Origin of the sequence: Nocardia otitidiscaviarum, assembly GCF_007362295.1 — a bacterium.
In the GTDB taxonomy this organism is placed as follows: domain Bacteria; phylum Actinomycetota; class Actinomycetes; order Mycobacteriales; family Mycobacteriaceae; genus Nocardia; species Nocardia otitidiscaviarum.
Genome location: NZ_CP041695.1, coordinates 90798 through 105524 on the forward strand (window position 1 = coordinate 90798; position 14727 = coordinate 105524).

Genomic DNA, 14727 nt, shown 5'->3' on the forward strand with positions numbered 1-14727 from the left:
TCCGGAATAACCGGGCGTGCGGTCGAGTTCACTGTCCATCGAACGGTCACTGCGATCTCGGAGCCGCTATGGACAGCAGCACTCGCGTCGGCGCGGGCGTGCGGACGCGCGTGCGCATTCCGCTGACCTTCGCGGACGGGTACGCGACCGCCGCCGAGGCGGTCACCTTCGACGGGTTGAGCGACGGCCGGGAACATCTCGCGCTGGTGCTGGGGGAGCCCGACCCGCGGCGGGTGCCGCTGGTGCGGCTGCACTCCGAATGCCTCACCGGCGACGTCTTCGGCTCCGCGCGCTGCGACTGCGGTCCGCAGCTGCGCGAGGCGGTGGAGCGCATCACCGACACCGGCGGCGTGCTGCTGTACCTGCGGCAGGAGGGGCGCGATATCGGGCTGTACAACAAGCTCGACGCCTACGCGCTCCAGGATTCCGGGCTCGACACCTACCAGGCCAATACCGCGCTGGGCCTACCCGAGGACGCGCGCGACTACACCGCCGCCGCCCAAATGCTCACGGCGCTGGGGATTTCCGAGCTGGACCTGCTCACCAACAACCCCGACAAGGCGCGTCAGCTGGACGCGCTGGGGGTGGGCGTGCGCCGCACCGTCCGCACGGGCGTGCACGCCACCCCCAGCAACCTGCGCTACCTGCGGGCCAAGGCCGACCACACCGGCCACACCATTCAGATCGCCTGAGCCTCGGGCTGTGCGTAGTTCTCGGCGTACTCGGCGCTCGGCGGGATGGGCGTGATCACGTCGACCAGCGCCCCGCTCGGGTCGACCGTCATGAAGTGACGCTGGCCGAAGTCCTCACTGCGCAGCTCGAGCGGCATCGTCAGCCCCATCTCCACGGCCCGGGCGTGCACCGCGTCCACATCGTCCACCTCGATGGCGACCAGGAATCCCGACGGCAGCACCCGGTACGCCTCCGGCACGCTCTCGTGGCCGCGCTCCACCACCCCGATCTGCGGCTTGGCCCCGTCCGGCGCCTCCAACTGCACGTACCATCCGCTGTCGAACACCACCTGGAAGCCGAACAGCTCCACGTAGAAGTCCCGGACCGCCGCCACATCGTCGGCGCAGAGGGTGGGGAAGATGCTGGTGATCATGGCTGAATCCCTTTCTCACTGGTGAGACCAGCATCGGGTCTCCCGCAGCGGGAGAGTCAACCCCCGCGGTGTCCGGGACGGCCACAGTTCGAACGGGATGGTGTGGGTGGAGTGCGCTATTCGCGGCCAGCCGAGGTGAAGTTCATGTCCGCGTACCGGTTTCCGGCGACCCGCTCGGCGATCGGCTCCAGGGTGGCCAGTTCGTCGGCGGTCAGTTCGACCGTCGCGGCGGCGACATTCTCCGCCAATCGGTCGCGGCGGCGGGTGCCCGGAATCGGGGCCACCGACAGGTTGTGCACCCGCGCCCGAGCGTGCACCCAGGCCAGCGCGACCTGCCCCGGGGTGATGCCCCGCGCCTCCGCGACGGCCCGCAGCGGAGCCAGCAGTTCCGCGTTGCGTACCGCGTTCTCGCCGGACAGACGCGGAAACGCCCGGCGCGTATCGCCTTCGGCCAGTTCGCCGGTCGCCGCCACGGTGCCGGTGAGGAAGCCCCGACCCAGCGGCGAGTACGGCACGAAGGTCACGCCCAGTTCGGCGGCGGCCGGGACCACGGCCCGTTCCACATCCCGGGAGAACACCGACCATTCCGACTGCACGGCCGCGATCGGATGCACCGCGTGCGCGGCGCGCAGCTCCGGCCCGGTCACCTCGGAGAGCCCGAGCTGACGCACCTTGCCCGCCGCCACGAGTTCGGCCATCACGCCGACGGTCTCCTCGATCGGCACCTGCGGATCACGCCGATGCATGTAGTACAGGTCGATGACGTCGATGCCGAGCCGTCGCAGGCTGGCGTCCACCGCGCGCCGGATGTAGTCGGGGGAGTTGTCGATACCCCGGTAGGTCGGCTCGTCCGCCTTCCGCACGATGCCGAATTTCGTTGCCAGCACCACATTCTCGCGGTGGGCGCGGACGAATTCGCCGACGAACTCCTCATTGTGCCCGGATCCGTACATATCGGCGGTGTCGAACAGGGTGACCCCGAGCTCGAGGGCGTGCTCCAGCGTCGCCCGCGCTTCGTCCGCATCGGTGGGACCGTAGAACTCGCTGATACCCATGCAGCCGTAGCCCTGCACCCCGATCCGGGTCTCGCCGAGGGCGGTGGTGGGCAGTGCTCGCGTGGTGGTCATGCGTGTTTCCCTTCGCGTGTGTTCGGTGTGACCACGGTCCGCCAGTCTCGCGTCGGATCGCCCTCGTACAGCGCGATCTTGCAGTCCAGAACGGCCACGGTCTGCTGTAGTTCGGCGATGCGGGCGAGCACGTCCTCGCGGGTGCGGCGGAACATCTCGAGTCGCTGCGGGAAGGTCTCGTCACCCTGGCGTACCAGTTCCGCGTAGCGGACCATGTCGGCGACCGGCATCCCGGTGCGGCGCAGCTTCCCGATGAGCGTCAGCCAGTCCAGGTCCCGATCGCTGAATCGCCGCTGCCCGGTGTGATCGCGCCCCACGTAATCCATCAGCCCGATCCGCTCGTACCACCGCAGCGTGTCCCGCGTCAGCCCGGACCGCTCCGACACCTCACCGATCGAATACTTCGGCAGCTCGTAGTCCGCCTCGTACCGCACCGCCGCCACACTCACCGCTCGCTCCTCTCGTCGAACCCCACCGACGCTAACCACCTGGAGTGCACTCCAAGCAAGCCCCATTCTCCGGAAAGCATCCGTAGCCCACGTCACAACGAATGACCGGCAGGACGATCGAACTCACCGACGACGGAAGGCGAGGCGACGATGATTCTCGATCCCCGCCGCCTGCTGACGATCTCCGACTACGCCGCGCTCCCTGAGGACGACGAGACTCGCTGGGAGCTGCAAGAGGGATTGCCGGTCATGCTGCCGTCGCCGTCGCCGTGGCACAACATCGTCGCCTTCGGCATCGCAGCTCAGCTGGACTCCTGCCTACCATCGGATCTGGTCGCCGTTCCCGGCGTGGACCTCGACCTGCGCCTCGTGCCGGAGCATGAACCGGCGACGGTACGTCGACCCGATGTGACCGTCGTGCCGCGTTCCGAACTGCGGCGCGTGTCATCGATGCGGGTATCCCCAGCTACTGGATCGTCGACCCGGATGAACCTGTCAGTCTGCTCCCGCTCTGTCGTACCGAGGAGTTCGGCTATGTCGACACGGGCCGCGCGACCGGCACCTACCGCGGTGATTTCCCCTGTGACCTCACGATCGACTTGGATCGACTGCGCTGACCTTGCCGCCGTGCGGGCCTACGCTGGTGTCGTGGCTGGAAAAGACATAGATCGCATCCGGGGGCGTTCGGCGCTGGAGACGGTGCGGGAGAATCCCGTCATCGCCGGGATCGCGCTGTTGCCCGTGGTCGCCGTGTTCGGTGTGGTGTGGTGGCTGCTGGGGTTCTTCCCGGCGCTGCTGCTCCTGCTGGTGTTCGGCGGTGTCGTGGTGTGGAAGGGAAAGCTGCTCGGCTGAGCCCTCAGCGCGGCACGTGGAAGAGTCGGAGATCGCCCGTGCCCGGATCGGCGTCCCGCCATGCCCGGTCGAATTCCAGCACCGCCAGGGCGGACGTTGGGAATTTGCGGCTCATCCGCTCCGCCGCCTCGGAGTCGCGGTTGCTCGCCAACTCCCATGCCGTCCACGGCATTCCGGGGGCGTGCCCGATCACCAGCAGGGTGTCCACCGCGTCGTCGGTGAGCTGGACGAGTTCGATGAGGGTGCGCGGGGACGCCTCGTAGATGGATTTCTCGTAGGACACCGGGGCGCTGATCCCGGTCGCGGACAGGGTTTCCCGGGTGCGGGTGGCCGTCGAGCACAGCACCGCGTCCACCGCCGGTTGCGTTTCCCGCAGCCAATCCCCGGCCAGTGCCGCCTCGCGCCGTCCGCGCGGGGCCAACGGTCGATCGTGGTCGGCGACCCCGTCCGGATAGCCGGATTTGCCGTGCCGCATGAGGATGAGCGTCCGCGCCATGCGCACCACCGTAAGTCCTGCGGTGCCCGCTCGGGGACAGGACGCGGACTGTGCCCGAAATGCCGAAACAGCCCGGTTGTCATGCGTCGATCGCACGCGCGGAGACACAGTTCACATTTCCGCCCGTGGCCCGACGGGAGATCACCGTCACACTCGAGGCACACTGAAGGGGACGTCACACCGGTGTGCCGATCCATGCCGCGTGACACCTATATTAGAACGTGTTCTACCGACCCCGCTCGAACCCGAGCTGAGTAGCACCGCGACTGTTTCGAGGATCTGCGAGATATGGCCTATGTGATCACGCAGCGTTGTTGCAACGACGCCAGCTGCGTTCCGGAGTGTCCGGTCGACTGCATCCGTCCTACGCCGGAGTCTCCGGAGTTCGCGACGGCTGAGCAGTTGTATATCGACCCGGACACCTGTATCGACTGTGGTGCGTGTGTGGACGCGTGTCCGGTGGAGGCCATTTTCTCCGAGGACGATCTGACCGCGTCGCTGGCCCGGTTCAAGGATGTCAACGCCGCCTATTTCCAGCGCCACCCCCTGGAATCCAACTTCGAGCCCCTCGTCGCGCCGACGCGCGCGCCCAAGGAGCTGGGCACGTTGCGGGTGGCGGTGATCGGGGCGGGTCCGGCCGCCTGCTACGCGGCGGAGGAGTTGCTGCGGCGCGCGGAGGTGGAGGTGGAGCTGTTCGACCGGCTGCCCACCCCCTACGGTCTGGTCCGGGCGGGCGTGGCCCCCGATCACGCGGGCACCAAGCTGGTGGCCAACATGTTCGAGACGGCATTCCGTCGCGACACCCTGCAGTACTACCTCAATGTCGAGGTCGGCAAGCACATCAGCCACGAGGAGCTGATGGCCCATCACCACGCCGTGGTCTACGCGGTGGGCGCGTCGACCGACCGGCAGCTGGGCGTGCCCGGCGAGGACCTGCCCGGCAGCCACTCCGCGACGGAGTTCGTGGCCTGGTACAACGGGCACCCCGACTACGCGGATCGGGAGTTCGATCTGTCCGGGGAGCGGGCGGTGATCGTGGGCAACGGCAATGTCGCGCTGGACGTGGCGCGGATTCTGACGATGGATCCCGAGGCCCTGGCCAAGACCGATGTCGCCGACTACGCGCTGGACGCGTTGCGGCGCAGCACCATCACCGAGGTGGTGGTGTTGGGGCGGCGCGGCCCGTTGCAGGCGGCCTACAGCAGCCCGGAGTTCATGGCGCTCACCCATCTGAAGGGGGTGGACGTGGTGGTGGACCCGGCCGATCTCGAGTTGGATCCCGAGAGTCGGGCGCTGCTGGATGATCCGGACGTCGAACCGCACCTGAAGCTGAAGTACACCCTCGCGCAGGAGTACGCGGCCAAGACGCCGACGCCGGGTAACAAGCGGATCGTGTTCCGGTATCTGGTGTCGCCGACCGCCATCACCGGTGACGGCAAGGCCGAGACGGTGGAGTTCGTGCACAACGACCTGGTCACCGAGAACGGTCGTACCGTCGCCCGCGCGTCGGACCGCACCGGTTCCCTCGACGCGTCGCTGGTGTTGCGGTCGATCGGGTATCGGGGCGAGCCGGTGGCCGATATCCCCTTCGACGAGGTCAACGGGGTCATCCCGAACGACGGGGGGCGCGTGCTGCAAGCCGATGGTTCGCCGTTGCCCGGGGTGTATGTGTCGGGATGGATCAAGCGGGGCCCGCGCGGGGTGATCGGTTCCAACCGGGTCGATTCCGCGCAGACCGTGGATGCGTTGATCGAGGATTTCACCGCCGGGAAGCTGGCCGCGCCGAGCGCGGATCGGGCGGCGTTGCGGGCGTTGCTGGCGCAGCGGCAGCCGGATCTGGTGGATCGGGCGGGCTGGAAGGCCATCGACGCGGCGGAGAAGACCGCCGGCAAGACCGCGGGCCGCCCGCGCGTGAAGTTCACCAGCCTGGAAAACCTGCTCAAAGCCGCCAAGAGCTAGTCCGAACGCCCGGCACGGCCCCACCGAAACCCGGTGGGGCCGTGCCGGGCGACGCTCGACTCAGCCCGGCAGCGGACCGATCCGCACCGTCGTCGTCGTGATGCCGCCGACCACGAACCACAGCCGCAGCACCGGATGCCCGGTGCGATCACCCGGCTCGTAGCGGGCCCGCACGGTGAGATGCTGGCGCGCCTGCACCGGCGCGATGTATTCGATCACCGCACGGTGCGGCGCTGCCACCAGCTTCGGATAGTCCACCAGGTACTGCTCCACCGCCTGCCAGTACACGGCGTTGTTCACATGGTTGAACTGGTCGATATCGGTGGCGCGCAGCGGAAACGGCAGATCCACATCGGATTCCGGCGGCATCGGATCGGTCAGCCAGGGTCGCCACCGCAGCCGGTGCTCATCGGTGGTGCGGGCCAGCTGAGCCAGTCCCTCGTCACTGATGCGGGTCGGCATATTGGTGGATTCGTTGATATTGATCCAGAAACCCTCGGTCTCGATGAGACCGCCGTTCTCGCTGGTGATCCGCACCCGCATATTGGTCCAGCGGGTGGACAGGGCCGAACACCAGCGGCGTAGCTCCACCCGGTCCGGCCAGTACACCGGCCGGACCACATCGATGACCGTGCGGCGCACGATCCAGCTCGGGTCGGTGCGGTGGAAGCTGCCGGAGTGCAAGTCTTCCCAGGCGATGTCCTGCAGGTAGCGGGCCGTGCCGTCGAAACGCAGCCGGTTGTACGGATCCACATCGCCGGCCCGGACGGGCCACGCCGAGGCGAAGCCCAAGCCCTCCTGACTCAGCGGGGCGAGTGGCTCATCGAGTGACACTGGTGCTCCTCGCGCGACACGGTGATCCATGGGGCGGATCCGGTGTGCCGCGTTCTCGTGCGGTGCTTGCTGGACACGACTTTACGGTGCGGTCGCCCGCCCCTCGCGTCGAGTCACCTACTCATTTTCCAGGGCATGACAGGGTGGCTGTCCAGGCCGTAGCCTGTTTGGTTGTACATCAGGCAGGGGAGGCGCACGTGGTTGCCGGGGCGCGGGCCGGATCGCGGTTCGGGCAGTACGAACTTCGTACGCTGCTCGGGGTCGGCGGCATGGGCGAGGTCTACGAGGCGTACGACACCGTCCGGGACCGGGTGGTGGCGCTGAAACTGCTGGACCAGGAGCTGGCCGGGACCCCCAGCTATGTGGAGCGCTTCCGGCGTGAATCCCGGACCGCAGCCAGATTGCAGGAACCGCACGTCATCCCGGTGCACGACTGGGGTGAGGTGGACGGGGTCCTCTACATCGACATGCGGCTGGTGCGCGGGCGCGACCTGAAGGCGCGGCTGCGGGCGGAGGGCCCGCTCGCGCCGGACGCGGCGGTCGCGGTGGTCGAGCAGATCGCCGCCGCGCTCGATGCCGCGCACGAGGGCGGACTGGTGCACCGCGACATCAAGCCCGCCAATATCCTGCTGACCGACGACATGTTCGCCTACCTGGTGGATTTCGGTATCGCGTACACCGAATCGGATGTGCAGCTGACCAACACCGGCAGCGCCATCGGTTCCTTCGCCTACATGGCCCCCGAGCGGTTCGAACAGGGGAACCGCCACCTCGGAGCCGCCGTCGACACCTACGCGCTGGCCTGCGTACTGTACGAATCCCTCACGGGCGAGGTGCCTTTCGCGGCCGACAGCAACCTGGCGGCCATCCGCGCCCATCTGATGACGCCCCCGCCCCGCCCGAGCGCCCGGCCCGGCGTCCCCGCCACCTTCGACCAGGTCATCGCCACCGGCATGGCCAAGAACCCGGCCCGCCGCTACACCTCGGCCGGACAGCTGGCCCGCGCCGCCCGCGCCGCCCTGCTGCGGACGGCCGATGCGGACCGGACCCCCACGACCGCGCCGCCCACCGCACCGACAGTGGTCCTCCCGGCACCGCACCCGAACCCCACGACCCGACCGCACCACCCGCCCGCCGACCGGCACCCGGCCGACCGGCACCCCGCTGACCGGCACCCCGTCGACCGGCACCCGGCCGATCCCCGTCTCGCCGATGCCGGACAGGCGGGCGACGGGGGTGCGGAGCCTCCCGCCGGTTCGGCGCGGACATCCGGCGGAGGGACGAGACCTGCAGGTGCGGGGGAGCCTTTCGGTGGTGTGGCGGGTCCGGGAGGTGCGGGGCAGCCCTTCGGTGCGGGTTCCGGAGGTGCGGGGCAGCCGTTTGGCGGTGTGGCGCGTTCGGGCGGTGGCGGTGCGTCGTCTGGTGGAGCGGCACGTTCCGCAGGTGCGAATCAGACGGCTGGCGGTCCGGTGGCGCACCCACGAGCAGCGGAGGGGGCTCGCGGCGCGGTTACGGCACGCGGAGGGGAGGGGCCGCCACCCGGCGGGACCGTCGCGTTTTCCGGCGGTGACGGCCCGGTTTCCGGCCGCGGGGCCGACTTCCACGGGTTCGGCGGGGCATCGGGGTTCGCGGGGGGCGACCCGGTTCCGGGGGGCGACCCGGTTCCGGTGGGCGGGGCGGGGTGGCGGGAACATCCGTCCGGGCCGCTGCCGCCGCAGGAGCGGCAGCGTTCGCGGTTGCCGGTGCTGGTCGGTGTGCTCGGGGTCGCCGTGGTGGGACTGGCGGCCGCGTTGGGGTGGGTGGCGCTGCGCGACGACGGAATCCCCGACCGGCCGGGGGCGATCACGTCGCCCGTCACGGCGCGGCCGTCGCCGGGAGTGCCGCTGGACGTGACATCCGTGGCACAGACTCCCGCCGCACCCACCTCCACGGCACCCGCCTCGGTCGTCACCACGCCCGCCGACGCGCGCACCACCTCCGCGCCGTCGGCCCCACCCCTCGGACCGCTGCCGGATTCGGTGTCCGGCAGCGATGGCCAGGGTTTCGTCGACGCGGTCGGCCCACGCTGCAATGCCGACGATCCTGCCTACGCCGTCGGCCACACCGCCGCCTCCCGATTCGTGGTGTGCCGCACCGGCGTCGGCCGCTACTACTACCAGGGCGTGCGGCTCAGCGACGGTGCGCGGATCGAACTCGATGATCCGGTGCCCGCGGCCGATGGCTTCACCGTCACCAACCCCGCCGACGGCACCCGGTACGAGATCGGTCCGCACTCGCTGACCATCCTGCGGGGCGATGAGGTGCTCGCCGACGAGGCGATGATCGAGTACGCCAGCCGCTGAATCCGACCGAACCGGACGGATCGCCCGTGGATCGGTTAGGTTCGGAAGGCATCCAACGCCGGGTAGATCGGAGACTTCGCATGCGTGCAGCCGTGGTGAGCAAGTTGGAAGGGCCGGAGGCGATCGAGGTCGTCGATATTCCGGAGCCCGCGCCCTATCCCGGCGGCGTCGTCATCGACGTGCACGCGGCCGGGGTGGCCTTCCCCGACGTCCTCATGACCCGTGGGCTGTACCAGATGAAACCGGCCATGCCGTACGTCGTGGGCTGTGAGATCGCCGGAGTCGTCCGCGCAGCCCCCGAGGGCGCGCACGTGGCCCCCGGCGACCGGGTGGTCGCGCTGACCCTGCTCGGCAACGCCATGGCCGAGGTCGCCGTCGCACCCGTCGAGATGGTGTTCACGCTGCCCGACAACATCTCCCTGCAATCGGGCGCCGGTGTGCTGTTCAACGATCTGACCGTGCACTTCTGCCTGCGCAACCGCGGTCGCCTGGCCGCGGGCGAGACCGTGCTGGTGCACGGCGCGGCCGGCGGCATCGGCACCTCCACCCTGCGCATGGCACAGGCGCTGGGCGCGGGCCGGGTGATCGCGGTGGTCAGCACCGAGGAGAAGGCCGAGGTCGCCCGCGCCAACGGGGCCACCGACGTGGTGCTCACCGACGGCTGGCTGGCGGCGGTCAAGGAGCTCACCGGCGGCCGGGGCGTGGACATCGTGCTGGACCCGGTCGGCGGCGACCGCTTCACCGACAGCATCCGCTCCCTCGCCTCCGGCGGTCGCCTGCTGGTGGTCGGCTTCACGGCCGGTGAGATCCCCACCGTGAAGGTCAACCGGCTGCTGCTCAAGAATGTCGAGGTCGTCGGCGCGGCCTGGGGCGAATGGGCCATGAGCCACCCGGGCTACCTCCAGGAGCAGTGGGCCGAGGTCGAGCCGCTGCTCGCCAACGGCAAGATCCTGCCGCCCGAACCGGTCCTCTACGCCCTCGACCACGCCGCGGAAGCCGTTGCGGCACTGGACAAGCGCACCGCCACCGGCAAGGTCGTCGTCACCCTGCGCTGAGCCAAACCATGAAACTGTCGAATCGGGTGCTCAACCGCACCCTGCTCGCCCGCCAACATCTGCTGGAGCGCTCGTCGCTCACGGTGGGCGAGATGTGCGAACACCTGGTCGGCCTGCAGGCCCAGGACGTCCCGCCACCGTTCGTCGCGCTGTGGAGCCGCATCGCCGATTTCGACCCGAAACCGGTGTCGGCGGCATTGGAGGATCGCTCCCTGGTGCGAATCACCCTGATGCGCGGCACCATTCACCTGGTCACCCCGACGGACGCGTTGCGCATCGCCCCGCATATCCAACCCGAACTCGAGAAGGTGCCCTTCCGCAAGGGGTTCAACTACGGGGCGATGGTCGGCCTCGATCCGGAGCGGGTGCGCGCCGACGGCGAGGCGGTGCTCGGTGACGAACCCATGTCCGCCACCGCCCTGCGCGAACGCGCCGCCGAGCTCTACCCGGACCGCGATCCGGGGGCGATCGTCCAGACCTGGCTGTACCAGCTGCCGGTCCTGCAAACCCCGCCGCGCGGCCGCTGGCGCGACAACAGCCGCCCGGTGTGGTCCCGGGTCGAACCCTGGCTCGGCGCACCCCTGGACCCGACCTATCCGCTGGAGGAACTGCTGCTGCGCTACCTGCGCGCCTTCGGCCCCGCCACCACCATGGATATGCAGACCTGGTCCAAGCTCACCGGTATGAAGCCCGCGATGGACCGGCTCGGCGACCGCGTGCGCACCTACACCGACGAGCGCGGCCGCACCCTCTACGACGCCGCCGACGCCGAACTCGCCGACCCGGACACGCCCGCCCCCGTCCGCCTGCTCGGCTGGTACGACAATGCCGTCCTCTCCCATCAGGACCGAACCCGCATCGTCCCGGAGGGCGGCGCACCCCCGCTGCGCGCCTTCGCCGCCGCCGTATCCCCGATCCTGGTGGACGGCTACCTGGCCGCCGTCTACAAGATCTTCACCGAGCGCGGGACCGCCCGCCTGCGCATCAGTCCCCGCACCGAGTGGAGCCGCGCCGACCGCGACGCGGTCACGGCCGAGGCGGAGGCGCTGCTCGCCTTCCTGGAGCCGGAGCTGCACCCGAGCGTCGAAATCCTCTCCCCGGGAGCGGATCTACGCCCCTGACGCGCTCCCCGGCCACCCTCTCGGCGCGGCTGGTTCCAATCCTTCACGTGCCCCGGGCGGATTGCGGTCGACCGTGCGAGCTCGCTGGCCGGGACAGCGGTTGTGCGGCGAAGTCCTCGACGCGCAGACGGCAACCTTAACCCGGCGGAAACACCGCGCCGTTAGGCTTTCGGGCACCACGTTCATGGCTGCAACGGACGCGGTGCACCGCCCGGATCGAGGCGGGCGAACCAGCCGCATTTCGAGAGGAATGCCGCATGGTGCCGCAGTCAGCAGCCGCCCCGGGCAACGTTGTGAACGACAGTGTCGTGATCGGCGATGTCACCGTCTACACCGCGACCGTCGGGGGGCCTCGGTGGACGTCGGGACAGGATGTGGTCGTCGAGCACGGCCGTGTCACCGCCATCGGGCCGAAAGCCGGTGCGGGCCGGTCGCTTCCCACGGCCGACGGTAGCGGCGGCCACCTGATCCCGGGTTTCGTCAACACCCACACCCACCTCCAGCAGTCCGTGCTGCGCGGTGCGGGGGAGGGGCTGCCGCTGCTCGAATGGTTGCACTGCGTAGGCGAATTCACGGTGGCGGCCACGCCCGAGCAGACCTATGCCGCCGCGCTCGCGGGCGGTCTGGAACTGCTGCGCGGCGGTGTCACCACCGTGGTCGAGCACATGTGGCCGAATCCCTCGGCGGCCGTACACGACGCGGCCCTGCGCGCCCTGCACGAGCTGGGCATTCGCGTGGTCTTCGGCCGGGGCCTGGCCGACCGGGCCGACGCCTCCCGCCGCTGGGGTATGGATCCACGCCTGCTGCAACCGTTTTCGGAGGTCTTCGCGCACATCGACGCGCTCGACGCCAGACTCGCGGACACGCGGGTCACGACCGCGCTCGCCGTGCCGAATCCGCGCTGCCTCACCCCCGAGGGTATGGCCGCCGTGCGCGACTACGCCGATCGCACCGGCAAGACCATCTCCATCCATCTGCTGGAGACCCGCACCGACGAGGACATGTGCCGTGCGCACGCGTCCTGCTCGTCGGTCGACTATCTGGATCGCGGCGGCCTGCTGGGGCCGCGCACCCTCGCGGTGCACTGCTGTCACCTCGACGAGTACGGCCGCGGGCTGTTCGCCGAGCGCGGTGTCGCGGTGTCGTACAACCCGCTCAGCAATATGCGGCTGGGCAGCGGGGCGGCGCCGATCCCCGCCATGTTGGCCGCGGGCATCGGTGTCGGGTTGGGCGTGGACGGCGCGGCCAGCAATGACACCCAGGACATGCTGCTGGCACTGCGCATGGGCGCGTACCTGCAGCGGGTCACGCACGCGCGCGCCGATCTGCTCGGCTTCGACGACATGATGCGGATGGCCACCCGCGGTGCCGCTGCCGCCCTGGGCGATTCGGATGGGCCGGTCGGAATCGCGGTGGGGGACCGCGCGGACCTGACCCTGCTGCGCTTCGACCGGGACTTCGCCTGCCTGCCGGTCCGCGATCCCGGGGCGACGGTGCTGACCGCCGCCTCGCCGCGGGTGGTGGACACCGTCTGGGTGGACGGTGAGGCGGTGCTGCGCGACGGGCGCAGTACGCGCATCGACGAACCGGCCCTGACCAAGCTACTGCTGAACATGCAATAACAGTTAACCACTGCGAAACAAGACATCAATTGCACGTAATTCGATGCGATCAAACTGAACGGGACGCTTTGATTGCACGCAACATCATCGAAAGAAGGTGAGCGCGGTGGTGCTCTACGACACGGTGCGCGACACCGGAACCGCCCCGAACACCGAGCGGCGCTCGGTCACCGAGCCACTCGCACCGGTTCCGGAAATCACCTGCACGGGGGTGGGCAAGCGCTACGACGGCCAGGGCTCCGGCGATATCGTCGCCCTCACCGATATCGATCTGGAGGTCCGGCGCGGCGAATTCGTCGCCGTGGTGGGGCCCTCCGGCTGCGGTAAGTCGACCCTGCTGCGCCTGGCCGCCGGATTGGAGCAACCGACATCGGGAAGTATTGCGGTCCAGACGGATTCGGTGGGCTTCATCTTCCAGGAGGCCACCCTGCTGCCGTGGCGGCGGGTGCTGCGCAATGTCGAACTCGCCGCCGAACTGCGCGGCGTCGACCGCGGCACCCGCCGGGCCCGCGCCACCCGCGCCCTGGCGGCGGTCGGCCTGGCCGATTTCGCGGGCACACTCCCCGGCCAGCTCTCCGGCGGTATGCGTATGCGCGTATCCCTCGCCCGCGCACTGGCTTTGGAACCGAGCCTGCTGCTGCTCGACGAACCCTTCGGCGCGCTCGACGAGATCACCCGGCTGAGCATGCAGGAGGAACTGTTGCGGCTCTACCGCGACAACGTCTTCACCGCCCTGTTCATCACCCACTCCGTCTCCGAGGCGGTCTTCCTGGCGCGGCGCGTGGTGGTCATGTCCGCCCGGCCCGGGCGCGTACACGAGGTGATCGATATCGACCTGCCGTATCCGCGCGACCGGGACCTGCGTTTCGACAGCGCCTTCACCGGCCTGGTCGCCCGGGTCTCCAGCTCGCTGCGGGCGGCCTGCTGATGGCCACCCGCACGCTGGGCGCGCCGACCCGCTCGACCGTCCGTCCCCTGCTCGCCAAGGCCCTGGTGCCCGTGGTGTGCGTCGGCCTCGCCCTCGGGGCGTGGTACGCGGTATCGCTGCTGCTGCTCGCTCCCGAGCGGCGCTTCCTGCTGCCGCCGCCGCACGCCGTGCTCACCGAATCGCTGCTGGACCCGGCCACCGTCGAGACCATGCTGCGGGCACTCGCGGTGACCGCGCGGGTGGCCCTGGTCGGGCTGCTGGTCGCCGCGGTCCTGGGCGTCGCCATCGGGGTGCTGATGAGCCAGGCCAGGGCGATCGAGCGCGTGGTGTACCCGTACGCCGTTGTGCTCCAGGCCATTCCGGTACTGGCCGTGGTGCCGCTCATCGGCCTGTGGTTCGGCTACGGCATGTCCGCCCGGACCATCGTCTGCGTACTCATCGCCGTGCACCCGATCATCGCCATGACCCTGTTCGGCATCCAGTCCGTGGACGCCAACCTGCGCGAACTGTTCACCCTCGGCCGGGCCACCCGGCTGCGCCGGCTGTTGTCGCTGGAACTGCCCGCCGCGCTGCCCTCCATCCTCACCAGCCTGCGCACCGCCGCCGGACTCGCGGTGACCGGCGCGATCATCGGCGACATGTTCTTCGCCAAGGGGCAGCCGGGCATCGGCACCCTGCTCGACACCTACCGGGCGCGGCTGCAATCGGAGGACCTGCTCGCCGCACTGCTGCTCGCCGCCCTCTTCGGCGTCGCCGTCTTCGCCCTCTGCACCGCCGCGCAGCGTCTCACGGTCGGCCGCTGGCACGCTTCCGGTCGCTGAATTCCATCCTCACCCC

The 14727-nt window shown here is 69.6% G+C and carries 14 protein-coding genes; 9 read left to right on the top strand and 5 right to left on the bottom strand.

What is annotated here, in order from left to right; genetic code table 11:
• The first annotated feature begins 68 nt into the window (after nt 1–68).
• Nucleotides 69–692 carry a GTP cyclohydrolase II gene (locus FOH10_RS00500; protein WP_143979199.1) on the top strand — a complete coding sequence of 208 codons (624 nt, stop codon included), beginning with the start codon at nt 69–71 and terminating at the stop codon, nt 690–692.
• Here the strand turns inward: FOH10_RS00500 and FOH10_RS00505 are convergent.
• The 3 genes from FOH10_RS00505 to FOH10_RS00515 all read right to left on the bottom strand — a co-directional run bounded on the left by FOH10_RS00505 (nt 680) and on the right by FOH10_RS00515 (nt 2681).
• Nucleotides 680–1105 carry a VOC family protein gene (locus tag FOH10_RS00505; protein ID WP_143979200.1) on the bottom strand — a complete coding sequence of 142 codons (426 nt, stop codon included), beginning with the start codon at nt 1103–1105 and terminating at the stop codon, nt 680–682. The genes FOH10_RS00500 and FOH10_RS00505 overlap by 13 nt on opposite strands.
• A gap of 116 nt (nt 1106–1221) precedes the next feature.
• Complete coding sequence (locus tag FOH10_RS00510; protein WP_143979201.1) at nt 1222–2232, bottom strand: aldo/keto reductase; 1011 nt, start codon at nt 2230–2232, stop codon at nt 1222–1224.
• On the bottom strand, nt 2229–2681 hold the full coding sequence (locus tag FOH10_RS00515; protein WP_052373859.1) for a MerR family transcriptional regulator: 453 nt from the start codon (nt 2679–2681) through the stop codon (nt 2229–2231). The genes FOH10_RS00510 and FOH10_RS00515 overlap by 4 nt, the downstream gene beginning before the upstream one ends.
• A gap of 150 nt (nt 2682–2831) precedes the next feature.
• On the opposite strand from FOH10_RS00515, the gene FOH10_RS36185 reads away from it, so the two are divergent.
• Nucleotides 2832–3533, top strand: a complete 702-nt coding sequence (locus FOH10_RS36185; RefSeq protein WP_221937910.1) for a Uma2 family endonuclease — start codon at nt 2832–2834, stop codon at nt 3531–3533.
• 4 nt (nt 3534–3537) lie between these two features.
• On the opposite strand, the gene FOH10_RS00530 is transcribed toward FOH10_RS36185, so the two are convergent.
• Entirely contained in the window at nt 3538–4029 is a 492-nt protein-coding gene (locus tag FOH10_RS00530; RefSeq protein ID WP_029933039.1) for a SixA phosphatase family protein, read from the bottom strand.
• 288 nt (nt 4030–4317) lie between these two features.
• On the opposite strand from FOH10_RS00530, the gene FOH10_RS00535 reads away from it, so the two are divergent.
• Nucleotides 4318–5988, top strand: a complete 1671-nt coding sequence (locus tag FOH10_RS00535) for an FAD-dependent oxidoreductase (RefSeq protein ID WP_143979202.1) — start codon at nt 4318–4320, stop codon at nt 5986–5988.
• Nucleotides 5989–6048: 60 nt separating this feature from the next.
• On the opposite strand, the gene FOH10_RS00540 is transcribed toward FOH10_RS00535, so the two are convergent.
• Nucleotides 6049–6822, bottom strand: coding sequence for an acyl-[acyl-carrier-protein] thioesterase (locus FOH10_RS00540; protein WP_186000666.1), 774 nt, complete (start codon nt 6820–6822; stop codon nt 6049–6051).
• 197 nt (nt 6823–7019) lie between these two features.
• Between FOH10_RS00540 and FOH10_RS36020 the strand changes: the two genes are divergently transcribed.
• The 6 genes from FOH10_RS36020 to FOH10_RS00570 all read left to right on the top strand — a co-directional run bounded on the left by FOH10_RS36020 (nt 7020) and on the right by FOH10_RS00570 (nt 14711).
• Nucleotides 7020–9164 carry a serine/threonine-protein kinase gene (locus FOH10_RS36020; RefSeq protein WP_280525737.1) on the top strand — a complete coding sequence of 715 codons (2145 nt, stop codon included), beginning with the start codon at nt 7020–7022 and terminating at the stop codon, nt 9162–9164.
• Between the two features lie 80 nt (nt 9165–9244).
• Entirely contained in the window at nt 9245–10219 is a 975-nt protein-coding gene (locus tag FOH10_RS00550) for an NADPH:quinone oxidoreductase family protein (protein WP_143979204.1), read from the top strand.
• An 8-nt stretch (nt 10220–10227) separates the two neighbouring features.
• On the top strand, nt 10228–11340 hold the full coding sequence (locus FOH10_RS00555; protein ID WP_143979205.1) for a winged helix DNA-binding domain-containing protein: 1113 nt from the start codon (nt 10228–10230) through the stop codon (nt 11338–11340).
• 257 nt (nt 11341–11597) lie between these two features.
• On the top strand, nt 11598–12962 hold the full coding sequence (locus FOH10_RS00560; protein ID WP_143979206.1) for an amidohydrolase family protein: 1365 nt from the start codon (nt 11598–11600) through the stop codon (nt 12960–12962).
• A gap of 106 nt (nt 12963–13068) precedes the next feature.
• A complete protein-coding gene (locus FOH10_RS00565) occupies nt 13069–13890 on the top strand; it encodes an ABC transporter ATP-binding protein (protein WP_411157837.1) in 822 nt (273 codons plus the stop codon).
• A complete protein-coding gene (locus FOH10_RS00570; RefSeq protein ID WP_143979207.1) occupies nt 13890–14711 on the top strand; it encodes an ABC transporter permease in 822 nt (273 codons plus the stop codon). The genes FOH10_RS00565 and FOH10_RS00570 overlap by 1 nt, the downstream gene beginning before the upstream one ends.
• Nucleotides 14712–14727 lie beyond the last annotated feature (16 nt).